This is a genomic window from Chryseobacterium sediminis (assembly GCF_008386505.1).
Lineage (GTDB): Bacteria > Bacteroidota > Bacteroidia > Flavobacteriales > Weeksellaceae > Chryseobacterium > Chryseobacterium sediminis.
This window is the reverse complement of the sequence record NZ_VUNZ01000006.1, coordinates 1-24,372: the sequence shown is the minus strand read 5'-3', so window position 1 is coordinate 24,372 and position 24,372 is coordinate 1. Positions and strand designations below refer to the sequence as shown.

The following is a 24,372-nucleotide window of genomic DNA, read 5'->3' as shown; positions in this document are numbered from 1 at the left end:
TTAATCTTTAAATTATTTTAATTTTTAATTCGGAATATTATTTATTCCACCACATTTTCACGTTGATATTATCTCCTCCCATGGATTGTACGGCTGCATTATAATTATCTGTATTCATCACTTTTGTAGTGGTAGGATACATGAACCTTACAGGCATCTGCCCTCCGTTCTGAAGCCCTCCGTTGTTAGGAAGTACAGGCAGTTTTGTACGTCTGTATTCGTACCATTGCTGATGGTCTACAAAAAACAGGGAAATGTATTTCTGAAGCATCAATTTTTGCAGTGAGCCATCATAAGCTACATTGCTATTACTGAAATAATTGGCAGGAACCGTTGCTCCCCATTGTTCAATAATAGATTTCACTCCTGTTTCGTAATATGTCTGCTGATTTCCTGCGATAATTCCTTTGTTGACCAATTCTGCAAGGATAAACTGAACTTCAGAATAGGTCATGATTAAAATCTTCAATGGTGCTTTTGCCAGGTTTTGGTTAAGATTGGAAGGCTGATAGTTGAAAGCTGTTCCCAAAGCATATCCGGAAGGAGCACCTTTATACCCAAGATCTTCCCCGGTAGTTGCTTTTGCTTTCGTAAAAAACATACTTAGCCTTGGATCATTATTATCTTTCATGGCGTTTACAAAGAATTCTCCTGCTGATCTGTACGCTGTAAAATCCTGAGGGCGGGCAATTGGCGGCAAATATGGAGATACTCCTGAAAGTGGCAGCACCGCACTGTCTGTATTATTCTGAAAAACAGGATATTGTGCAGGATTGTTTACAATTTCCTGAATTCTTTCATATACGTTTACTTCTCCGTTTCTGCTTAGAATTCTCGTTAACAACCTTAATGAAAGAGAGTTACAGAATTTTTTCCATCCTAAGATACCGGTCTGGCTGTTAGTGTTGGCATTGTAAAACAAATCTGTTTCTGCCAGAGCCTGGTTGACGTTGAATAGTGAATTGGCCGTCTTCAGATCATTTAAGAGCTGAATGTAGATATCTTTCTGTTTGTCATATTTTGGTCTTAAAATATTTTCTTCAATCTTTACTGCTTCAGATAAAGGTACATCGCCGAAAGCATCGGTAAGATTAGAAGCAATCCAGGCATTCAGGACCATTGATATTGCCAGATAATTATTATTCTGTTCTTTTGTTGCATATTTTCTAAGATCACTTACCTGCTTAAGCCATTTATAAGAGGTATTCCAGTATCCGTTACCACTTTTTTCATCCATATAGTATCTGCTGTAGGTATTTCCTTCATTGGGAAAATCTAAAGCGATCTGCATAATATCAAAAGTGAAATCGTCTGCTCTGTTATAGCCATAACTTCCCATTTCATACTGAATAGGAGCAAGAAGACTTCCCACAGAAGGGTCTTTTATTTTACTGGTATCTGTATTGATTTCTTCAAACGTTCTGTCGCAGGACTGAAGCAAAAAAACAGAAGCAGCCAATGTCAGATTTATGATTATTTTTTTCATTTTTAAAGATTTTAGAATTTAAGATTTAACTGAAAACCGACTGTTCTTGCCGTTGGAAGCTGTCCCATTTCTACTCCCGGAGTAATGGTTGCATTATCCAGTGTAGCAACTTCAGGGTCAAACAATGGGAACTTCGTCCACATCCACAGATTCTTTCCGAAAATGGCAATCGTAAGATCATCCAGACCTATAGATTTTATGGTTTCTTTCGGGAAAGAGTAAGCGATTCTTGCATCTCTCAGCTTAATAAAATCTGTGCTGAAGCTGTTGGTTTCCACATTGGCTCTTCTATAGTAATCTCCATAATATGAGGATACAAGGACTCCTTTTGTATTTGTGCTGAAAGATCCGTCAGGATTCTGCACCACACCGTCTCCTACAATCATTCCGCCAGGATTATCTCTTCCGGGAAGGGTAGATTTCAGTTTCCCTTGTTCGGACATTTTATGATGCGACTGAGAATAAGCAATCCCACCATACTGACCGTCAAATGAGAAACTTATTGTAAAGTTTTTAATCTTGAAATCATTCTGAAGGCCCGCTCTCCATTTCGGGAATGCATTGCCTACTTTTTCAATATCCGCAGGTCTTGCAGGAAGCCCGTTGTCGCCGTAGATTACTTTTCCGTCCGGAGTTCTTAGTAGTTTAAATCCATACATGTCTCCAAGAGATCCTCCTACTTCCATTTTATAGAATACCACATCTCCTACGTTGGAAACGATTCCATCAAATCCTTCCGGCAGCGTCATTACTCTGTTTTCGTTGGTAGACCAATTCCCGCCTACTTTCCACGAGAAGTTTTCACCTTTCACTGCTAAGATATCAGCTGAAAGTTCAAGACCTCTGTTTCTGATTTTCCCTGCATTGATTACCCTTTTGGAATATCCGCTTTCGGAAGGCAGCGAAACAGGAATAATCTGGTTTTCACTCATGTTCTGATAAGCGGTAAGATTAAGGTTCAACCTGTTTTTGAAAAGGCTGAAATCCATACCTGCTTCAATATTGGTGTTTTTCTCAGGTTTAAGGGAAGGATTATTGAAAGTGGTAGGCGCTATTACACTTCCTGTAATGTTGCTTGCACTATAATAGTTATCCAAAAGATAAGGGTCACTGTCTATCCCTACTTTTGCCCATGAAGCTCTCAGTTTCCATAAGTTCAGGTTATTACTTTTCAGGTTGAAGATATCTGAAAGAATAAAACTGGTACTTACAGAAGGATAAAAGAATGATCTGTTTTGCTTCGGAAGTGTAGAACTCCAGTCATTTCTTCCGGTAACATCCACAAATATTTTATTGTCATATCCCAACGTAAGCAATCCATAAACACTGTCTACATGTTTATCTCTTGGTGCCGGATATTTAACCGGAATTGAAAGCGCATTGGTAAGACTGTATTCACCGGCAGTTTTCAATCCGATGGCCTGATAATCTGTCATCAGGTATTCATTATAACGGATGCTTCCCCCTGCAGAGGCAGAAATACTGAATTTATTCCAGTCTGCTTTGTAAGAGAATAATAGGTCATTGTTGTATTCCTGATTTTTGATAAACTGTTCTCTGTAGAACCCTTTCAGGTAATTTGCAGAACTCCATGGCCTTTTGGTCGTTCTTTTTTCATTCAGAATTTCAATACCAGACCTCAGCATTAAACTGAAATTTTTATTAAACTGATAATCTGCCGTAATGTTTCCTGTAATGGTCTTTTTTCTGACCCCGTTCAACATTTCGTAAGCGATCATATAAGGGTTGTCAATAAAGGAGCTGAACGGATGGATTTGATCAACCTGCTCCTGTCCTGGTTTCCAGATGGGTTTATACCATTCAAGATCCACATTTGGATTCTGGAAAATCATGAAATAAGAAATCGACTGGTTGTTGTATCCCGTCGCAGGAAGGTTGTCACTGGAAGTAGTGTTATAGGCAAATTTTGTTGAGATTTTTAATTTTTGGGTAAGCTGATGCGCAAATGATAAAGCAAAGTTGAACCTGTCAAAGCCTGTATTCGGCATCATCCACTCATTATTAAGATACGTAAGTGAAGACCTGAAACTTGTTTTTTCGTTAGAGCTTTCTACTGAAATACTGTTTGAGTAGGTAGAACCGGTTCTCCAGAAACCTTTAATGTTATTTTCATAAGGTCTCCACAATTGTCTTTCTTTACTTTGTCCCAGTACAGTAGGATCATATTGGAAGTAATACTGGCCTGCAAATTTAGGCCCGAAAGCACTACTTGTCCCCCCCGTACTTGGTCCATCTGCGGAAAGGCCATAAGAATAGTAAAAATTCCCTGCTGTATTGGTTGCAAGAGTTCCCTGCCCATATTCGTATTGCCAGTCCGGCCATTTCAATACGGAATCAAAGCTTGAGGAAGAATTAAAGTTTACTCTCAGTTTTCCGTTCTTTGTTTTTCCGGATTTTGTAGTGATCATTAATGCTCCGTTGGCTGCACGGGAACCGTATAAAGCGGCTGCAGAAGCTCCTTTCAAGACTGTTACAGATTCAATATCATCTGGATTGATGCTGTTCAGACCATTTCCAAGGTCGATGGGAACATCTCCTCCAGAACCTGCTCCATAGGCTGCTGTACCGGAACCTGTGGTAGAATTTCCCATTGGCACTCCATCTACTACAATCAAAGCGTAGTTATGATCCATCATAATGGATTTTTCCCCTCTCAAAGTAATTCTGGAAGTTCCAAGCGGCCCTGCTCCGGCAGTCTGAATTTTAAGACCTGCCACTTTCCCTTCCATTGACTGTGCCCAGTTGTTATTCTGGGTTTCTTCAAATGTTTTGGCTTCTACTTTTTCTGCAACATAACCTAAAGCTCTGTCATGCCTCTTGATCCCCAAAGCAGTTACTACTACCTCATCAATTCCTTTAATTGTGTCTTTTTTAGCTTTCTGCTGAGCCACCAGATTAACACTGACGAATCCTAACAGCGACAAAACCAACAGTTTTTGTGTCTCTTTACGCATTTCCTTTTGTTTGCGCAAAATTAGAACGACATTATAAGGATGACCTTAACACAGTTTTAACGTTTCTTAAAAAAACATTAAACTGTATATTAATCAAGCCTTAATAACATTACATAAATATTTAATTAACAACCATTTACACAATTAAGTGTTTTTAATACTATTCTACAATTGTATTTATGTATCTTTATTGTCTTTCTTTGAGATAATACCACACGGTATATATAAAATACTGATTTACAAAACAATAAATAAAATTCAATCATAGTTTTTTGTTTACCACTTAAAAAAAGAAAAAGTCTGCTTCTTTATAAGGGAGCAGACTTTTTAAATTGTTGATTATTATTTAGTTGAGATGGGTTTAAACCACCCCGTCAAAAATTCTTTGAATTTTCGCCACCTCTCCAGAGGAGGGGAATATTTTGTCCTTCAGTTGTACTATTTGTGAAAGATTTTAAATCGTTATTTATTCTTTAATTGATCAGGAATATTGGTTGTTACAAACCCGATTCCTTGTTTTTTCAACTCATCATATACAGCAATATCATTTACTGTCCATGAATTGGTAATTAGTCCTAATACCTTTGCTTCAGCAATCCAGGTAGGGTTTTTCTGGAAAACACTGTAGTGATAATCCATACCGTCCAATCCTTCTTTTTTGATCTGCTCCGGGGACAGTTCTCCGTTCAGATATTGTACTTTAAAGGAAGGAGCTTGTTTTTTGATCTCTTTGCAGATATTCAGGCTGAAAGAAATAAACTCACTTTGAGATTCCAGCTTCATATCCTTGATCATTTTAACCGTTTTCTGCGTGATTTCATTTTCTATTTCCGGAGTCTTGGCAGGTTTGATCTCAACGATCAACTTCAAAGATTTATCTTTTTTCCCCTGTTTCAAATAATCTTTTAATGTGGGAAATTTTTCTCCATTAGATAATTTCAGTGCTTCCAATTCTTTGAATGTAGCTTCTGAAATTTCCATTTTACCATGATGTTCATCGTGATTAATCACCAATACACCATCTTTTGTCATTCTTACATCAAATTCAGACCCATATATTTTTAACTTCTGAGCATTTTCCAATGATTGAAGTGAGTTCTCCGTCGTAGGAGGCTGTGTCTGGAAATATCCTCTATGGGCAATGATCTGGGTTTGTGCTTTCATCATAACTGTACTTAAAACTGCTAACCCTAAGATAAAATTTTTCATAATATAATTTAGATAATTAAAAAAGAAGTCATGAAACTTCTGATAAAGGTAGTTATTAAAATATGGAAACCACAAAGACATAAAAGATTTTAAACTAATATTGATAGGAATCGTTTAAATTTCTTTTATGTCTTCAGTGATTAAAAATGATAATTATTAGAAGGAATACTTCGCACCAATCTGAATCTGGTATGGATTTCCTGACATAGGAACCAAACCACCTCCACTTACGTTTTTGGCATATTCATACTGCATAGTATCCTTATTAAATTTGGTTACTTTATACAGAGAGGTATTTCCATAGGAGTTGTTTACCCCCCATTCTTTATTAAGCAGGTTCGCCACATTGAAGATATCTACAGAAAGTTCAAAAGCTCCTACTTTATCAAATTTTATTTTTTTGGCAACACGCACATCCCAAACCCCATAGAAACCGTTTTTACCTCCGTTACGTTCTGCAATTTTTCCGTTATATTCGTTGATATAATCTTTCAGAGCCTGCCCTACCTGAGGATCATCCAAAATAGATTTGGTAAGATTCGGGAAGATAAAAGCAAGGTCGTTGGAGTCTACGAAGTCACCATTGATATTTCCTCCTGTTGTTGCAGAGAAACGGGTTCCTCCAATTCCTGAATATCTTATTCCTAAGGTAAATCCGGCAATCGTTGGCGAGTTCCCATAAATAACTACTTTATTACGGAACTGGTTGTCAGAATAAGTCATTCTTAAATCTCTCGGGTCACTCTGAATCATGGTAGATAATGTTGCAGAGTTTGCTACGTTTCCGTTGTAGGAAGTATTGTCTTTGATGTCAGACCATGTATAACTTGCGGTGATTTCTCCATCTTTCCAGTAACGGTAACTTGTATCTATCACAAAGGAAAACTGGTTTACTTTACCATCACTTACCAACTCTAATACTCTTCCGAAATTATTATTGATTCTTCCCTGTTTCCAGTCAAAACTTACACTGTTATTGGCATTATTGGTAATAGCACCTGTAGGAATAAATACGCCTCTTCCTCCTTCATTAGCCAATGTAAAGAAAGGATTGGCGACCATATTTCTATCGTAGTAATAGTAATTATTTCTACCTAAAGCCATATATCCTGCGATTCCGGCTCTGAATCTTTCATTGAAGAAATGGGTATAAGAGATATTCGCTTTATAAACGATTGGAATTTTTGCATCTTTACCGGTATAGTTGATGGTTGGGATCTGATACTGAGAAAGAGAAGGAACCAAATTATAGTCATTTCTATAACTGTTAAAATCCGGGAACGGAACATCTTTACCCGTTACATCCACTGTAGCAAGGTGTTTTCCATCGAATACAAGGTTGTTGATGATCATATAATTGTTGATATCCGAAGAGAAAATTCCGGCACCGAACTTAAGGAAGTCCTTATTTCCTTCATTGATATTCCAGTCAAACTGAAATCTTGGCTGAATTACAAATGATTTGATCTGATTATCGGTCCTGATTCCCATTTCATCAAACAGTTTCTGATTGAATTCTGCTTTAGGATAACCTCCGTAGTCTAATCTTAAACCGGCCATTAAATCAAGACCTTTTGCCACTTTCATCTGAAACTGCCCATAAACACCGAGATTCCAGATATTTGATCTTACAGACGGATCTTCCATCAAAGGAACTTCTCTGTAGAATCGGTAAGGAGTCATTGCATCGAAATTACCCATTCCCTGGAAGTGGAATCTTCCGTTCACCTCACTTCCGTACACAGATTTTGCCGTTGTATACATCAAATCAGCTCCGAAAGTATATTTTACTTTATCTGTATTGTAATATAAGTTGTCTACAATCTGGAATACATTATTTCTAAAACTTTCCTGTGCAAAACGATGTCCTCCGATCTGGATATTCGTAGATCCTGCACTTGAAGCAACTCCTTCAACAATAGCTCTCGGAACAGGTTTTCCTAATTGATTATTCTGGTAACTGTCCTGGAAAGTATAAAGATACTGTGCCTTTAATTCATTGGTTAAATTAGGCTGCAGGTTTGATCTTAAGGTTAACAATAAACTGTTATCAAGGTTTTTGTCGTTTCCGTAAGATTCAAAGAAATTGATATTGGTATTATCGCCAAGACCATTTTTATTAAGGTCGTAAGTAAAATTATTTCTCAGTGTCAATAAGTTCTTTTCATTGATCTGCCAGTCAAGACGTAAAAATCCCGCATCCGAATTTCTCACTTTGTCAAAACTTCCAAACTGAGGACCGCTTCCTACTCCATATTTTGCTCTTGCAATATCCACAAACTGATTTAGCGTCTGCGTTGTTGTATTGAATCTCTTCTCATCATCCGGAGATTTGATATCGGCAATGATCAAAGGTCTTGAATCCAGCTGGTGATCCCACGCTACGAAGAAATGCAACTTGTTTTTAATAATGGGACCTCCCAATGAAAATCCGAACTGGGAAGTAGAGAAATCATTATCTCTTTTGTTTCCTCTGATATCGTATGGGCTGGAAAGCCAGTTCGTTCTTAAATATTCCCAGGCACTTCCGGAAAATCTATTGGTTCCTGATTTGGTAACGGCACTTACGGTTCCTCCTCCACTTCTTCCCAATGTCACATCATATTGGTTGGTAGTAATTTTGAATTCACGCACCGCTTCAATAGAGATTGAGAAAGGGGCACCGCTTCGGCTGGTAGTAGCTCCTGCAGAAGTAGGGTTTTTGGCTGTCATACCATCAATGGTAAAGTTCGTGGAAGACCCTAACTGCCCGGAAAGGTTTCCTCCTTTTCCGCTCAATGGTGATAGTTCAGCAAGGTTGGTAAAGTTTCGTCCGTTTACCGGAAGCATACTGATGTTTTTAGCAGAAATTGCGGTAGCTGCTCCAAGGTTTCCGATCTTGTTTTTAAGGTTTCCGGTAATCTTTACTTCTTCAATGGTCTTTTCGTTCCCAAGATCCATATTTACAGTAACCTGATCTCCAAAGTTTACATTGTAACCTTCTTTTTTATCATCATTTACAATCACTGTATAAGGCCCACCAAGAGGAATTTCCTTGAAAATATATTCTCCTTTTGAGTTGGTTTCCGTTTCCGTTTTGAACCCTGTAGATTCATTTACGATGGTTACTTTCACTTTTTCCTGAGCCGTACTTCCCGGTCCGGTAACTTTCCCTACAATAGAAGCCTGCGTGGTCTGTGCATACGCCATTGTCCCAAGCCCTAAAAACAATAATCCCAATACAATCTTTACTTTTTTCATTTCTTCCGAAGATCTTTATGATTAATTTTTTGATATTCGACAGGAAACCTCTTTGATTTTCATGTTAATAGATAATGTTGAGGTTTCTTTCAATCAGATGTGCAAAGGTATTTTGACTTTGAGGGCAGGGTGTTTAAGAAAGTTTTAACATTTTTTTAATTAAATCAGAACGTTGTGTTAAATTACTTTAAACACATGTTTTATTTCCTGCAAAACCAGGTTGTTAAGACATATTACGTATTTTTAATTTTCCTGTATTATTTAATTCTGTTATTTTTTAAATGCAATTACTTTAGTTATTTTTGCTCAAAAGATAGAAACCCAATGTCTGAAAACATTCAACAAAAGATAGAACAGCTCCGCAAAGAGCTTCACCAGCATAACGAAAACTATTATCAACTGGATACTCCCACCATTACGGATTTTGAATTCGACATGCTTCTGCAGGAACTTCAGGATCTGGAGGCAAAGTATCCGGAATTTTATGATGAGAACTCGCCTACGGTACGTGTAGGAGGTGGTGTTACCAAGGTTTTCCCTACAATCCAGCATAAGTTCAGGATGTACTCTCTGGACAATTCTTATGATTTTGACGATCTTGAAGACTGGGAAAAAAGAATTATCAAAACTATTGAAGATCCTGTAGAATTCGTTGCTGAGCTAAAATATGACGGTGCATCCATTTCTATTCTTTATGAAAACGGAAAACTTTCACAGGCAGTTACCCGTGGTGACGGTTTTCAGGGAGACGAAATTACCCCGAATGTACGTACCATTTCAGATATTCCTTTGACATTAAAGGGCGATTTCCCGGCACAATTTTTTATGCGTGGAGAAATTTATCTAACAAGAAAAAACTTTGATAAAATCAATAAGCTTCGTGAGGAAGAAGGCCTTGATCCTTTCATGAATCCAAGAAATACAGCCAGCGGAAGTTTGAAAATGCAGGATAGCGCTGAAGTGAGAAAACGTGGACTTTCTTCGGTACTGTATCAGTTCATCTCTGAAGATATTCCTGCTGAGACCCATTGGGAACTTCTTCAGAAAGCACAGAGCTGGGGTTTCAAAACGTCTCAGCAGGCAAAATTGTGCAGAACGCTGGATGAGGTAAAGGAATTTATCACATTCTGGGATACGGAACGTCACAATCTGCCTTTTGAAATTGACGGTATCGTTTTAAAAGTGAATTCATTACAGCAGCAGAGACAGCTTGGATATACGGCTAAATCTCCGCGTTGGGCAATGGCTTATAAATTTAAAGCAGAAAAAGTAGAGACAGAGCTTCAAAGCGTATCTTATCAGGTGGGAAGAACGGGTGCCATTACTCCTGTTGCTAATCTTAAACCTGTTTTACTGGCCGGAACTATTGTAAAAAGAGCTTCATTGCATAATGAGGATATCATTAAAAAACTGGATCTTCATGAGCATGATTTCGTATATGTAGAAAAAGGAGGTGAAATTATTCCAAAAATTGTAGGCGTAAACACAGATAAAAGAACTGAAGAAAGCAAAGAAATAGAATATATCAAGCACTGCCCTGAATGTGGAACTGAACTGGTAAAGATCGAAGATCAGGCCATTCATTTCTGTCCGAACGAACTTCACTGCCCGCCACAGGTGGTTGGAAGAATGATTCACTATGTTTCCAGAAAAGCTTTGAATATTGATAATCTGGGAAGTGAAACTATTGAACAGCTTTACAGGGAAAAACTAATTGAAAATCCTGCAGATTTTTATGTTTTGACAAAAGAGCAGCTTCTTCCGTTGGAAAGAATGGCTGAGAAATCTGCTCAGAATATCATCTCAGGAATTGAGAAATCCAAAGAAATTCCTTTTGAAAAAGTACTGTACGGAATCGGGATCAAACATGTGGGGGAAACGGTTGCCAAGAAACTGGTCAAAAACTTCCCAACGATTGAAGAATTAAAGAATGCTACTGTGGAGGAACTTTGTCAGGTAGAAGATATCGGGGCTAAGATTGCTGTAAGTATAGTGGATTTCTTCCAGAATTCTGAAAACGTATTGATGATTGAGCGTTTAAAATCTTACGGAGTACAGCTTGAAAAGGGAGAAAATACGAATGAAGTTTTATCCAACGTTCTGGAAGGAAAAACATTCCTATTCACCGGAAAACTGTCCTTATTTACCAGAGAATCAGCTGAAGAAATGGTAGAAAAACATGGCGGAAAAAATATTTCTGCAGTATCCAAGAACCTCAACTATCTTGTGGTAGGTGAAAAAGCCGGAAGTAAACTGAAAAAAGCTCAGGATATCGGAACGATTACTATTTTGGATGAGCAGCAGTTTCTGGATCTGATCGAGAAGCAATAATTTTCAAGAAAAATATTTATTATATAAACCATTGAGATTCAATTTCAATGGTTTATTTTTGTTTTTAAATCTTAGCAATAACTACAAACTAATAATACATGAAAAAAATCTACTTCATCGTTTCTATGATGATTTTTGCGGTGTTTCAGGCGCAAATTGTGAATATTCCTGATGCAGCTTTTAAGAACTTTTTGCTAACAGCGAATTACAGCAATGGCTATGCAAAAGATCAATATGGAATCAGTATTCCCGTTGATACTAATAATGATGGCATCATACAGCAAAGTGAAGCTAATAATGTTGTAAAACTGTCTGATCTTTATTATGCAAACAGAGCCAATATTCAATCAATAGAAGGGATTAAAAGCTTTACCAATTTAACGGAGCTTTATTTATTCGGAACTTCTGTTTCTGCTGTTGACTTAAGTAATATGACGAGCCTCATTGCTCTGTCAGTAACTACGAATCCGCAATTAATGTCTCTTAATATTGCAGGTTGTACATCTTTGGTAACGATGACCTCTGAAAATAATAGTATTATGAACTACAACCTGCAGAGCAATTCATTGAAAACTTTATATATCAGCAATTTAAATTCTACTCAACCCATCAATAGCCTTAATCTTAGCCTTTGTCCTAATCTGAAATCTTTGGAGATCAATAAAACTAATATTCAATCTTTAGATTTTAGTAATATGAGTGCTTTGGAATGGCTTCAAATAAGAAACAGCTCTTCAACCAATAATATTAATTTAACTGGTTGTACAAATCTGAATAATTTGGGAATTTATAATTGTAATTCTTTAACAACACTTCAATTACATAATTTACAAAATTTAGACACAGTTTATTTTTCACAAAGCCCTATCTCAACATTATCTTTCAATAACACGACAAACATAGAATCTCTTGGTTTACAATCTACAGGTTTAACAGCTATAGACCTTTCAATTTTTCCTGCTTTAAGACAGTTTAGTACTTTAAATAATAATCTTACAACGTTGGATTTAAGTATGAATCCTTTATTGGAAAATATAACGATCTATGACAATCCACTTCTAAAAAACATTAATCTGAAAAGCGGAGGAACTGTATTGAATGTTACATCCTGGTTTCATATTAATAATAACAATCCTAATCTTAAATATATTTGCTGTGATGATGGTGATTTCGCAGCGATTAGTAATTACCTAACGTCTTATTCACTCAACAATATCAATTTGAATTCTTACTGTTCATTCACACCCGGCGGTACTTACTATAAAGTTATTGGTAATACAAAATATGATATTAACAACAATGGCTGTGACTCCAATGATGTTAACAAATCGTTCCAAAAATTTTCGATTACAAGTGGATCTGCCACAGGAAGTATGATCGCTGATTCGTCAGGGAATTATTCTATTCCTTTACAGACTGGTACTCATACGATTACCCCTATTTCAGAAAATCCAGCCTATTGGACAATATCTCCGAGTACTTTGACTGTAAATTTTCCCGCACAAACAAGTCCTCTAACCCAAAATTTCTGTTTAGCTCCCAACGGAATTCACCATGATCTTGAAATCCTTATAATTCCTACTACACCTGCCATTCCAGGATTTAATACAAAATATAAAATTGTTTACAAAAATAAAGGAACAGTTTCTCAATCAGGAAATATTGTTTTCAATTTCGATGATAACCTTCTGAACTTTCTGAATGCAACAGTGGCTCCAAATACACAATCTACAGGCATTTTAACATGGAACTTCAACAATCTTCTCCCTTTGGAAACCAGAGAAATTACTGTAACACTGAAATTGAATACACCAACTCAAACTCCACCGGTAAATAGCGGAGATATTCTGCATTACACGGCACAAATCAATGGAGCTACTGATGAAACACCTGCTGACAATAATTTTACATTAAACCAAGCGGCTGTCAATTCTTTTGATCCAAATGATAAGACTTGTCTGGAAGGAACTATTATTGCGCAAACGCAGGTTGGAGATTATGTACATTACCTGATCAGGTTTGAAAATACAGGAACTGCAAATGCACAGAATATTGTTGTAAAAGATATTATTGATACTTCTAAATTTGATATATCAAGCTTGGTTGCGTTGAACGGAAGTCATAATTTCGCAACAAGAATTACCAATCCGAATACTGTAGAATTTATCTTTGAAAATATTCAGCTTCCTTTTGATGATGCGAATAATGACGGATATGTTTCGTTTAAAATCAAAACAAAATCCACCTTAAATCTTGGGGACAGCTTCAGCAATACTGCGAGAATCTATTTTGATTACAACCACCCTATTGTAACCAATACTTACACAACAAGCGTTCAAAATGTGTTAGCTACAGCAGAAACCAATAAGGAAAACACTATTATTGCTGTTTATCCAAATCCGGTAAGGGATATTTTAAATATTCAATCAAAAAATGAAATTGTAAAAGTTGAAATCTATGATGCGGCAGGAAGAATTATCAGCTCATTAAATGTAACTGGAAACTCAATTCCTGTTTCTGAACTTTCTAAAGGAAACTATATTCTCAAAGCCTTTATAAAAGACAAAGTAATTGTACAGAAGTTTATTAAGAATTAAGCTTACAAAATGTTATAATAAAAGGCTGTGAAAATTATTCGCAGCCTTTTTATTTTTATCGCAAATGTAAAATAATACTTATGAAACTGGCAGTCTGAAGTAAAAAGTACTCCCATTATTCAAAGAACTTTTCACTCCTATTTCTCCATGTTGTTTTTCGATAAAATTCTTTGAGATTGCTAATCCTAGCCCTGTTCCGTTCTGATGTTCTCCGGGAACCTGAAAATAACGGTCAAAAATCTGGCGGTGGTATTTTTCATCAATTCCGCTTCCGGTATCAATAATACTGAATTGAATAAATGAATTCAGCTTTTCTACCACAATCTGAATATTTTCATCCTGAAAAGAATGTTTCACAGCATTGGTAAGGAAGTTATTCATCACCCAGACTGTTTTATCAAAATCTGCTGTCACGGCATCACTATCTTCCAAAAGATATTCTGTAGTAATGGAGATATTTTTCTGTTCGGCAAGCTTTTCAACATTTTTTACAGCAGTCTGTACAATTTCTTTAGGGGAACATTTTTCTATAGTCAGTCTGATATTTCCGGATTCTACCTGAGAAAGATTAAGCAATTCACCTGTGATGTCCAGTAACCGCTGTCCGTCTTCATTGATACTTTTCAGCAATTCCTGCTGTTGTTCGTTCAGTTCTCCGAATTTTTGATTTCCAAGGAGCTGTACACCCATTTTGATCGCAGAAATAGGAGTTTTCAGTTCATGGGAAATTGTTGCAATAAAATTGGTTTTAGCAAAATCCAGTTCTTTAAAAGGGGTAATATTTCTTAGCAAAATTACCTTTCCGATATATTTTTTCTCCTTTTCACCTGTTTTCACAATATTGATAGGAATAATATCCTGTTCAAAATAATTTTCCTTGTTATCCCGAACAATCTTGATAGGATCTTTTACCGGATGATCTATATTTTTCAGCAATTCACGCATCAGATCATTGTTGATGGCTACCTCATGGGCAGTTTTCCCGATAATTTCTTCTTTGTGGAGATTGGTGATCTTCAATGCTTCATCATTGATCATGTAAATAAAATGATTCTCATCCAAACCAATCACAGCATCATGCATATTATTCACCAACGTTTCGATCCGTTTTTTATCCATCAATTGCTTGGAGAGTGTACTACTTTCGTACTCCTGAAGTTTCTCCGCCATACTATTGAAGGATTCTGCCAGGCTGCTGAATTCTTCACTTCCTTTAAAATGAACCCTCTCATTATAGTTTTTATCAGCAATCTGTTTGATACTGAAGGTAAGCTGATTGATGGGCTCTGCAATAGTTTGGGGCAAATTGAAAAGCAATATAAAAGCGATCAGAAAACAAACGGTTCCTAAACTTACGATCCAGAAAGTGGCATTTTCGGCTGTAATGATGGCGATATCACTCTTCCGTTCTATACCTTTCATATTTAAGGACATAATCTTGGCGAGATCTTCACGGATTAGTTTTTCTTTATTAATATCCGGAGCTTTCAGATAGCTGTTGAAATGAAGATTCAGGTTCTGAGTGGCTTCTTTTTCTCCAAATTCTGTAAGATTTTTTTCTTGCAGCTTATTATTTTTCTGGAAATCTGCCACCGCAACGGTGCTGTCTGTACTGATATTATCCAGTGCCAGAAGCATATTTTTGGAAAACTCCAGACTGTTGTAATTGGCCGTAAGAATTTTTTCAGTATCGGATTTTAATTTATTAATGTATACAGAACCTATCACTGAAAGCAGAACAATCAGCAGAAATAAAAGGCCAACACCTAAGGTAAGTTTCGTTTTAAGTTTCATTATTTTTAAGATAAAATAATAATATCTATCTGTTTTTCATTCAGCCTGTTCATAAGGGTATAAATCCAGCTGTACCCCAACAGCCGCTGCCAGAAACTGGCGTGAGGTTTTCCAATGCAGACCGTTGTGATATTATGGGCAATCACATACTCAAGAATTCCGTTGTGAACACTGCTTTCTTTGATCCGGACTACTTTAGCTCCTAATTCCTGTGCTAAATTAAAATTATTAATCAAATACCGCTGTTTATCCAGTGCTATTTTTTCTGGATTTTCGGAAGGCTTCTGAATGTATAAAACAGTCCATGGACTGTTATAATAACTGGCTAATCTTGCTGTTTTACGGATAATGTTTTTGGCAATTTTCTCATTACTACTGATGCAGGCCAGGAATTTTATCGGTTTAAAATTTTCGGTTTTGATCTCTGTTTCCACCTTCCTTTCTACGTGGGTGGCCACTTCTTTCAAAGCCAGCTCACGAAGCTGAAGAATATGTCCGCTCTGGAAAAAATTGCTGAGCGCGGTCTGAATTTTTTCTTTTTTATAGATCTTTCCTTCTTTTAATCGTGTCAGCAGTTCATCAGCGGTAAGGTCAATGTTCACCACTTCATCTGCGAGTGCCAGTATTTTATCCGGGACACGCTCTGCTACTTCTACTCCTGTGATTTTTTTTACCTCTTCATTTAAACTTTCGATGTGCTGGATGTTCATGGCACTGATAACGTTGATTCCGTTATCAAGGATTTCCAGTACGTCCTGCCATCTTTTTTTATTTTTGGAACCTTCTACATTGGTATGGGCCAGTTCGTCTACCAAAACTACCTCAGGATGTTCATTAATAATAGCCTGAAGATTCATTTCCTCAAGGTTCTTTCCTTTATAAAAAACTGATTTCCTTTCAATTTCAGGGAGATCTTCTACAAGAGCTACCGTTTCTTCCCTCCCGTGGGTTTCAACATAGCCAATCTTTACATCAATGCCATTTCGCAAAAGAGATTGTGCTTCCTGAAGCATACGGAAAGTCTTCCCTACGCCTGCACTCATCCCAATATAAATTTTGAATTTTCCTTTACGGGACTTTTGAATAAGTTCTAAAAAATCTTTTGCTGATGACATTGATTTTATTCTTTTTAATTTTACTTTAAACACGTTCAACTGTGGTTAAGCTGATTTTTAAAACCAGGCTGCAAGACTTGTTGTAATGAAGAAATTTCCTTTTTTAAATTCATCATTTTTCGCAAAAATGGCATCTTTAGCCGTAAAACTTCTTGCCTCTGTACGGAAAACCACATTTTTAAAGATCGCATAATCTACGTTGAGGGAATATCCGAAAGTCTGAAATCCGTTAGGAGTTCCGGTATTGATAATAACACCATTTTTATCATTGTAATATTCTAATCTTCCTGCCAGCGCCCACTTGTTGTCAAACTGATATTTCATGAGAATATTTGGGCTGTACCATATATTATACTGTTCGCTTCCTTTTGATTTCTGCTCTGCCCCGATATCAAATCCCAATACTGCAGAAAACTGATCTGTCAGCTGAAAGCTTCCATACAAATCATGAAAATAACGCATTCTCTTATCTTCTTTTGCTTTATCATTTCCGATGAATGAACTGCTGTTCAGAGTGATTTTATCATTTGGTTTGTAAGTAACCTGATGTCCGAAAGAAATACTCTGATTTCCTTCCGGTTTGGCAATACGCTGCCATCCGTTCAGTACAAGTCCGCTTAAAAACCATTTCCCGTTATCTGAGGTATAAGAAATTTTTGCTCCGGTTTCAAAATAGGGCGAATTTTCCGCTGCAAAACTTCTGGTTAGATTGATATTATCTTTTCCAATAGCACTTTCCCAACCAATATGAGAAGGCATAATCCCAGCATCAATCCATAAATTTTTATTTTTTGATATTTTGATTCCTACATTAGCTTCATTTATATAGCGCAGTGCATTTTGTTCAGCGGCCATATTATCCTGTGCGTAGGTTCCTGCCATTAAAGCAACATTAGCACGGATATTTTCACTTTGATAATTAGCTTTAACTAAACCCAAATTGAGGTTCATTTCATTATGCCTGTTATACGAGTACAAAAAGTTTTGACGAATATGATTGCCAGGTTCATTAAAATCATAGGTATAAAACAATTCTGCGTAGGCGGAAAATGTAACTTTATTGTCTGTTTTCAATGAATCTGATGACTGCGCTTTTGCTAAAAACAGTCCTAATAATGCACTTATAACTAGATATTTTTTCACGATTATTTTAAGGTATGTTATTATGCCAAGGTTTAAAACCTTGACACAATTATCGATTATTAAATTTATTATTTTAATTGATCCAAAGCGATATTAAGCTTCAGAACATTTACTTTTGATGGTCCGAAAAGTCCTAGCAACGGCTTTTCAGTTTGATGATTAATTAAGCTTTTGATTTGCTCTTCAGAAAGATTTCTTGCCTGTGCAATTCTCTTTGCCTGGTACAAAGCTCCTTCCTGAGAGATGTCCGGATCCAGACCGCTTCCACTTGCGGTAACAAGTTCTACAGGAACTTTAGTATTTCCCATTTCCGGATTTTTCATTTTTAAAGTATCAATTCTTTTCTGAACCGTTTCCAAATATTCTTCATTACTTGGACCTTTGTTGCTTCCACCACTTCCTGCTGCATTATAATTGACTGAAGATGGGCGGCCATGGAAGTATTTTTCAGATTTGAATTCCTGCCCGATATTGGCATAAAACTTCTGCCCTTTATCATAAACAATTTCTCCGTTTCCTTTGTTGGGAAGTATTTTAGACCCCCCATATACAATCCCCAGATAAATACCTGTAACCACCAGCATTACAAGAGTTAATCTGAATGCTGAAACAATATGATTTTTCATTTTTTTAATTTTAATAGAATAAACTGATTATCAAATCAATAATTTTGATTCCGATGAATGGAACAATTACCCCGCCCAGACCGTAGATCAAAAGGTTTCTTCTTAATAATGCACTTGCACCAATGGGTTTATAAGCCACTCCTTTCAACGCCAAGGGAATCAGGAACGGAATGATCACCGCATTGAAAATAACTGCTGATAATATGGCTGTTTCCGGACTGTGAAGGTTCATAATATTCAGCTTCTGAAGGGAAGGAATAAAAGTGATAAAGAGCGCAGGAATAATGGCAAAATACTTTGCAACATCGTTTGCAATACTGAAAGTTGTCAATGTTCCTCTTGTCATCAGCAATTGTTTTCCGATTTCTACGATTTCGATCAGTTTTGTCGGATCATTATCTAGATCTACCATGTTACCAGCTTCTTTTGCTGCTTGGGTTCCGCTGTTCATTGCTACCCCTACATCTGCCTGAGCTAATGCCGGAGCATCATTTGTACCGTCACCCATCATGGCCACCAGCTTACCTTCCTGCTGTTCTTTTTTGATGTAATTCATCTTATCTTCAGGTTTAGCTTCAGCGATAAAATCGTCTACTCCTGCTTTTTCGGCAATAAATTTTGCAGTCAGAGGGTTATCTCCGGTTACCATCACCGTTTTCACTCCCATTTTTCTCAGTCTTTGGAAACGCTCCTGGATTCCTGTTTTGATGATATCCTGAAGCTCAATAACGCCCCATACTTTTTCATTCACAGAAACTACTAAAGGAGTTCCTCCGTTTTCAGAAATTTTTGTTACCGCATCCTGAGTTTCCTGCGGGAAGATATTCCCGGCTTTTTCAGTCAGTTTTTTTATGGTATCATAAGCTCCTTTGCGGATTCTTGTTTCTTCAAAATCAATCCCTGAAGTTCTGGTTTCCGCTGTAAAATCAATATAAACAGGATTGGCAACCAGTAAATCTTCGGATTTCAAAGCGCTCAGTTCAATGATTGATTTTCCTTCCGGTGTTTCATCAGCAACAGAACTTAATGCTGAAGCTTTAATAAATTCCTCAAGCTGAATTCCGTTCGCAGGATGAAACTGGGTTGCCTTACGGTTTCCGATAGTGATAGTTCCTGTTTTATCAAGCAGCAGAACATCAATATCTCCTGCAGTTTCTACAGCTTTACCACTTTTTGTAATCACATTGGCTCTCAGCGCTCTGTCCATACCCGCAATCCCGATTGCAGAAAGCAGACCACCGATTGTTGTCGGAATAAGACAAACGAAAAGAGATATAAATGCCGCAATAGTAATCGGAGTCTGCGCATAGTCTGCAAATGGCTTTAAAGTGAGGGTAACAATAATAAATGTAAGCGTAAATCCTGCCAGAAGTATAGTTAATGCGATTTCGTTAGGTGTTTTCTGTCTTGATGCTCCTTCTACAAGAGCAATCATTTTATCCAGGAAAGATTCTCCCGGTTTTGTGGTTACTTTTACTTTGATTCTGTCTGAAAGAACTTTTGTACCTCCTGTTACAGAACTTTTGTCTCCTCCGGATTCACGGATTACAGGGGCACTTTCACCGGTAATTGCCGACTCATCAATGGTTGCAAGACCTTCAATAATCTCACCATCCATCGGGATCTGATCTCCGGCTTCACAAAGAAAAACATCGCCCAGTTTCATTTCAGCAGACATTTTCAGAATTGTTTCTACCTGAAAACCTGGTTTATTATCAACCACTAATTTGGCTGGAGTTTCTTCCCTTGTTTTTCTAAGGGTATCAGCCTGTGCTTTTCCTCTGGCCTCTGCAATAGCTTCTGCAAAGTTGGCAAACAAAACCGTGAAAAATAAAATAATAAATACTAAAAAGTTATAGGAAAAGCTTCCCTGAGTTTTATCACCAGTAAGGCTGAACATGCTTACAATAAACATGACAACAGTTCCGATTTCCACCAGGAACATTACTGGATTTTTAAACATAATTTTCGGATTCAGCTTTACGAAGGACTGTTTTATCGCTTCGTTTACCAAATCTCTTTGAAACAATGTTTGTGACTGATTTTTCATTTTTTTGAAAGAGTTTATATCATTATAAATCAATAATAACCATCAAGGTCTGCCAGATAATGAGGATAGATATGGATAATATTAAGTGAACGTTTCAGTAAGTGTCAGACTAGCTTCCTCTAACTTTTTCGGCTTCCTTAATGGTTGAATATTGATTTTAATTTTTAATGTTCACATTTTTATTTTGAGAAATACTGAATCTGCTCTGCAATAGGTCCTAATGTCAATGCAGGGAAGAAAGACAGTGCTGCAATCAGTAAAATCACCGCCAGAGTCATAAAACCGAAAGTAGCAGTATCTGTTTTCAGTGTTCCTGAACTTTCAGGGATATATTTTTTTTGCGCCAATAATCCTGCAATCGCTACCGGCCCTATAATCGGGATGAATCTTGATAATAACAGAACAATTCCCGTTGAGATATTCCACCATGGCGTATTATCTCCCAGCCCTTCAAATCCGGATCCGTTATTTGCGGCAGAAGAAGTAAATTCGTACAGCATTTCGCTGAAACCATGGAAACCTGGATTGTTCAATGTTTTTGCTCCGAATTCCGGTAAATAAGCCGTTAAAGCTGTTCCCGCAAGAATTAAGAAAGGATGGAATAAAGCCACAATCATAGCAATTTTCATCTCTTTGGCTTCAATCTTTTTTCCCATAAATTCAGGGGTTCTCCCCACCATCAGACCACTGATGAATACTGCAAGAATGATAAATATGAAATAGTTCAGAATTCCGACTCCGCAGCCCCCGTAGAAGCAGTTGATCATCATGGCAAGCAGCTCATTCATCCCCGAAAGAGGCATTGTACTGTCATGCATAGAGTTCACAGATCCTGTAGAAATAACTGTGGTTGCAATACTCCAATAACCGGATGAAGCACTCCCGAAGCGGATTTCTTTCCCTTCCATTGCTCCCAGGTGGCTGTCAGCTCCCATTTGTGTAATCAGAGGATTTCCACCGGTTTCATTCACCACATTCGGAATGGTAAGAGCAAGGAAACCAACTGTCATTACAGTAAAGATTACCCACGAAAGTTTTCTTTTATTCAGATAAAAGCCCAGTGCAAATACCAATGCAAACGGAATGATCATTTGAGTGACCATCTCTGTCATATTGGTAATATAATTAGGATTTTCAAGCGGATGTGCTGAGTTGGCTCCGAAAAATCCTCCTCCATTAGTTCCTAAGTGTTTAATTGCAACAAATGCAGATACAGGGCCTCTGGAAACATCAGCTTTCTGACCTTCCAGTGTTATGATATGATCTTTTCCTTCAAATGTCATTGGGCTTCCATTCATAGAGAGAATCAAAGCAACAATCACACTTATAGGAACCAAAATTCTGATCATTGATTTTGTGAAAAAATCGTAGAAATTACCTAATTCAGTACTGGTTTTTTCTTTAAAAGCCTTGAAAAGAACTGCCATTGCTGCCATCCCTGTTGCTGCCGTTACAAATTGCAAAAACATCAGATAAAGCTGGCTCAGATAGCTTACTCCCGTTTCTCCCGAATAGTGCTGTAAATTACAGTTGACTAAGAATGAAATGGTGGTATTAAAAGCCAGGTCAGGTGACATATTCGGATTCCCGTCAGGATTTAAAGGAAGCCATGATTGATTGAGTAAAATCAGAAAACCAATAATGAACCATATTAGATTGATCGCCAACATGGCATACATATTCTGTTTCCAATTCATCTGGCGGGCAGGATTAATTCCCGATATTTTATAAATTAACTTTTCAATGGGTTCAAAAACCGGATCAAGAAAAGTTTTTTTGTATCCATAAACATTAGCTATGTATTTACCTAAAAATATTCCGATAACTAATGTGATAGCAAACATTGCTATAATGCCTAAAATTTCTGTACTCATGACCAATTAAAATTTTTCAGGTTTAATTAAAACATAACAGATATACACAAAGGCAAGTATTGAGAGGAAAAATAAACTCCACATAATTTATATTCTATCAAAAAATTCAACTGATTTATATAAAAGCCAAAACAATACTGCAAAAAGCAGAATTAAACTTATAAGCATCATATCTTAATCATTAGAGTTAAAAGAGTCAGTAATACGTACGATACAATCAGCAGACTAAAAGTTGAATGCTCCCGTTTTTTAAACGTTTTTCTTGAAATTGTCATTTTTAAATATTTTATTCAGAGACTATATGCCAAAAGAAAGTCCATTCTGGAAATAAAACAAATAAAACACTGATAAACAACAAGTTAAAACACAAATCAAAACTATATAAAAACAGAAAAGCCTATCATTTTGATAGGCTCTTTATTAAAATGATAAAAGATTTATTTTAATCCGTATTCTTCCAGTTTCCTGTATAGCGTTGCTATACCAATCTCAAGCAAACGGGCGGCTTCTGCTTTATTTCCTTTTGTATATTGTAATACTTTCTGAATATGTATTTTTTCCAGTGACCGCATACTTAACGATTCACTTTCCGGAATAGCTTTTTCTGAATAATGAGGAAGGCTGTCCGCATCAAGAATATTGTTATCCATTAAAATTAAACTTCGCTCTACTGCATTTCTTAATTCACGGATATTTCCCTTCCAGTCATTGATATCCAGCGCTTTATAATAATCCGGGCTCACCTGAATTGAGGACAAGTGTAGTTTATGAGAAAAAAGGTCAATAAAGTTCTTTGCAAGTATCTTCAGATCTTCCTTTCTGTCTCTTAATGCCGGAAGAGCGATCTCAAAGACGTTAAGTCTGAAATAAAGGTCTTCTCTAAAATTCCCCTGTTTTATTTCGCCTTCCAGATCCCTGTTGGTAGCCGCGATCAATCTAAAATCAGACTTTGAAACTTTCGTCTCACCCATTTTTATAAATTCTCTGGTTTCCAAAACCCTAAGCAACTTGGCCTGAAGTTCTATGGGCATCTCACCAATTTCATCCAAAAATAAAGTTCCTCCATTAGCTTCTTCAATCAATCCCTTTTTATCCTTTATAGCTCCTGTAAAAGCACCTTGTTTGTGGCCAAAAAGCTCACTTTCCAGAATCTCTTTACTAAATGCCGAACAATTGATTGCCACAAAGCTGTATTTCTTTCTGTCACTCCCTTCATGAATAGCACTCGCAAAGACTTCCTTACCCGTTCCAGTTTCCCCTGTAAGAAGCACTGCGGCATCCGTTAAAGCTACTTTTTCAGCTAATTTCTTAGCCTGAAGAATTAAAGGCGACTTACCTATGATCTGGTCAAATCCTTTAGTGACCGTCGGTTGCACCATTCTTGATTTATTATCTTTTACCTTATCAAGAGCTTTATATACTAATGGGATAATTTTCTCATTATCATCTCCCTTCACCAGATAGTCATACGCCCCATTCTTCATCGCCTGTACTGCGTCCGTGATATTTCCAAATGCAGTCATCAGAATAATTTCCAATTGGGGATATTTACTTTTAATAGACTTTATCAATTCTACTCCAAAAGCATCAGGCAGACGGACATCGCTTAAAACAACATCAAATTCATATTGCTCCAGCATAGTCATCGCTGAACGGGCTGTAGAAGCTTCTTTTACATTAAAATTTTCTTGGGAGAGGATCATTCCCAGTAGCTTAAGGAGTTTGATCTCATCATCGATGATCAGAATGTTTCCTGACATTGTAATTATTTTTGGAAAACTGATACAAACTTATTGAATTTATTCGAGTAAAAGGGGCTTTATAAGGAAATAGTTTAATGAACACCTGTCCATATTTCAGGAGCTTAATCCTACTATCCATTCATACTCCTCACGCCTTTGCTCTCACCCTGAACGAAGCCGAAGGCTCTCC

14 protein-coding genes are annotated in these 24,372 nt (G+C 36.9%); 2 read left to right on the top strand and 12 right to left on the bottom strand.

The annotated features are described in order from the left end of the window. Nucleotides 1-37 precede the first annotated feature (37 nt). The 4 genes from FW780_RS21035 to FW780_RS21020 all read right to left on the bottom strand — a co-directional run bounded on the left by FW780_RS21035 (nt 38) and on the right by FW780_RS21020 (nt 8,910). Nucleotides 38-1,486 carry a SusD/RagB family nutrient-binding outer membrane lipoprotein gene (locus FW780_RS21035; RefSeq protein WP_149835561.1) on the bottom strand — a complete coding sequence of 483 codons (1,449 nt, stop codon included), beginning with the start codon at nt 1,484-1,486 and terminating at the stop codon, nt 38-40. A gap of 11 nt (nt 1,487-1,497) precedes the next feature. Continuing rightward, nucleotides 1,498-4,461, bottom strand: a complete 2,964-nt coding sequence (locus FW780_RS21030; RefSeq protein WP_149835560.1) for a SusC/RagA family TonB-linked outer membrane protein — start codon at nt 4,459-4,461, stop codon at nt 1,498-1,500. Nucleotides 4,462-4,923: 462 nt separating this feature from the next. After that, entirely contained in the window at nt 4,924-5,670 is a 747-nt protein-coding gene (locus FW780_RS21025; protein WP_149835559.1) for a glycerophosphodiester phosphodiesterase family protein, read from the bottom strand. 156 nt (nt 5,671-5,826) lie between these two features. Continuing rightward, nucleotides 5,827-8,910, bottom strand: coding sequence for a TonB-dependent receptor (locus FW780_RS21020; protein ID WP_149835558.1), 3,084 nt, complete (start codon nt 8,908-8,910; stop codon nt 5,827-5,829). 324 nt (nt 8,911-9,234) lie between these two features. On the opposite strand from FW780_RS21020, the gene ligA reads away from it, so the two are divergent. Continuing rightward, the gene (gene ligA / locus FW780_RS21015; RefSeq protein ID WP_149835557.1) at nt 9,235-11,241 is read left to right on the top strand and encodes an NAD-dependent DNA ligase LigA; all 2,007 of its coding nucleotides are present in this window, start codon (nt 9,235-9,237) and stop codon (nt 11,239-11,241) included. Nucleotides 11,242-11,339: 98 nt separating this feature from the next. Then, nucleotides 11,340-13,838: a DUF7619 domain-containing protein gene (locus FW780_RS21010; protein ID WP_149835556.1), complete on the top strand. Its 2,499-nt coding sequence runs from the start codon at nt 11,340-11,342 to the stop codon at nt 13,836-13,838. Nucleotides 13,839-13,916: 78 nt separating this feature from the next. Here the strand turns inward: FW780_RS21010 and FW780_RS21005 are convergent, their stop codons facing one another. The 8 genes from FW780_RS21005 to FW780_RS20970 form a co-directional block, all read right to left on the bottom strand. After that, complete coding sequence (locus tag FW780_RS21005) at nt 13,917-15,632, bottom strand: ATP-binding protein (protein ID WP_149835555.1); 1,716 nt, start codon at nt 15,630-15,632, stop codon at nt 13,917-13,919. A 5-nt stretch (nt 15,633-15,637) separates the two neighbouring features. Next, nucleotides 15,638-16,747, bottom strand: coding sequence for a sensor protein KdpD (locus tag FW780_RS21000; RefSeq protein ID WP_149835554.1), 1,110 nt, complete (start codon nt 16,745-16,747; stop codon nt 15,638-15,640). 57 nt (nt 16,748-16,804) lie between these two features. Next, the gene (locus tag FW780_RS20995; protein WP_174774484.1) at nt 16,805-17,890 is read right to left on the bottom strand and encodes a porin; all 1,086 of its coding nucleotides are present in this window, start codon (nt 17,888-17,890) and stop codon (nt 16,805-16,807) included. A 68-nt stretch (nt 17,891-17,958) separates the two neighbouring features. Next, entirely contained in the window at nt 17,959-18,516 is a 558-nt protein-coding gene (gene kdpC, locus FW780_RS20990; RefSeq protein ID WP_149835553.1) for a potassium-transporting ATPase subunit KdpC, read from the bottom strand. Between the two features lie 10 nt (nt 18,517-18,526). Beyond that, a complete protein-coding gene (kdpB, locus tag FW780_RS20985) occupies nt 18,527-20,566 on the bottom strand; it encodes a potassium-transporting ATPase subunit KdpB (protein WP_149835552.1) in 2,040 nt (679 codons plus the stop codon). Nucleotides 20,567-20,745: 179 nt separating this feature from the next. Next, nucleotides 20,746-22,440 carry a potassium-transporting ATPase subunit KdpA gene (gene kdpA, locus FW780_RS20980; protein WP_149835551.1) on the bottom strand — a complete coding sequence of 565 codons (1,695 nt, stop codon included), beginning with the start codon at nt 22,438-22,440 and terminating at the stop codon, nt 20,746-20,748. A 6-nt stretch (nt 22,441-22,446) separates the two neighbouring features. Next, the gene (locus FW780_RS22785) at nt 22,447-22,524 is read right to left on the bottom strand and encodes a potassium-transporting ATPase subunit F (protein ID WP_077415921.1); all 78 of its coding nucleotides are present in this window, start codon (nt 22,522-22,524) and stop codon (nt 22,447-22,449) included. 353 nt (nt 22,525-22,877) lie between these two features. Beyond that, a complete protein-coding gene (locus tag FW780_RS20970; RefSeq protein WP_149835550.1) occupies nt 22,878-24,200 on the bottom strand; it encodes a sigma-54-dependent transcriptional regulator in 1,323 nt (440 codons plus the stop codon). Between the last annotated feature and the right edge of the window lie 172 nt (nt 24,201-24,372).

Bases quoted from the DNA above. Each gene is read 5' to 3' on its own strand.
- FW780_RS21005 (WP_149835555.1), bottom strand. From the start codon at position 15,632: ATGAAACTTAAAACGAAACTTACCTTAGGTGTTGGCCTTTTATTTCTG.
- FW780_RS22785 (WP_077415921.1), bottom strand. From the start codon at position 22,524: ATGTGGAGTTTATTTTTCCTCTCAATACTTGCCTTTGTGTATATCTGT.
- ligA (WP_149835557.1), top strand. From the start codon at position 9,235: ATGTCTGAAAACATTCAACAAAAGATAGAACAGCTCCGCAAAGAGCTT.
- FW780_RS21020 (WP_149835558.1), bottom strand. From the start codon at position 8,910: ATGAAAAAAGTAAAGATTGTATTGGGATTATTGTTTTTAGGGCTTGGG.
- FW780_RS21010 (WP_149835556.1), top strand. From the start codon at position 11,340: ATGAAAAAAATCTACTTCATCGTTTCTATGATGATTTTTGCGGTGTTT.
- FW780_RS21025 (WP_149835559.1), bottom strand. From the start codon at position 5,670: ATGAAAAATTTTATCTTAGGGTTAGCAGTTTTAAGTACAGTTATGATG.
- FW780_RS20970 (WP_149835550.1), bottom strand. From the start codon at position 24,200: ATGTCAGGAAACATTCTGATCATCGATGATGAGATCAAACTCCTTAAG.
- FW780_RS21000 (WP_149835554.1), bottom strand. From the start codon at position 16,747: ATGTCATCAGCAAAAGATTTTTTAGAACTTATTCAAAAGTCCCGTAAA.
- FW780_RS21035 (WP_149835561.1), bottom strand. From the start codon at position 1,486: ATGAAAAAAATAATCATAAATCTGACATTGGCTGCTTCTGTTTTTTTG.
- kdpA (WP_149835551.1), bottom strand. From the start codon at position 22,440: ATGAGTACAGAAATTTTAGGCATTATAGCAATGTTTGCTATCACATTA.
- kdpB (WP_149835552.1), bottom strand. From the start codon at position 20,566: ATGAAAAATCAGTCACAAACATTGTTTCAAAGAGATTTGGTAAACGAA.
- kdpC (WP_149835553.1), bottom strand. From the start codon at position 18,516: ATGAAAAATCATATTGTTTCAGCATTCAGATTAACTCTTGTAATGCTG.
- FW780_RS21030 (WP_149835560.1), bottom strand. From the start codon at position 4,461: ATGCGTAAAGAGACACAAAAACTGTTGGTTTTGTCGCTGTTAGGATTC.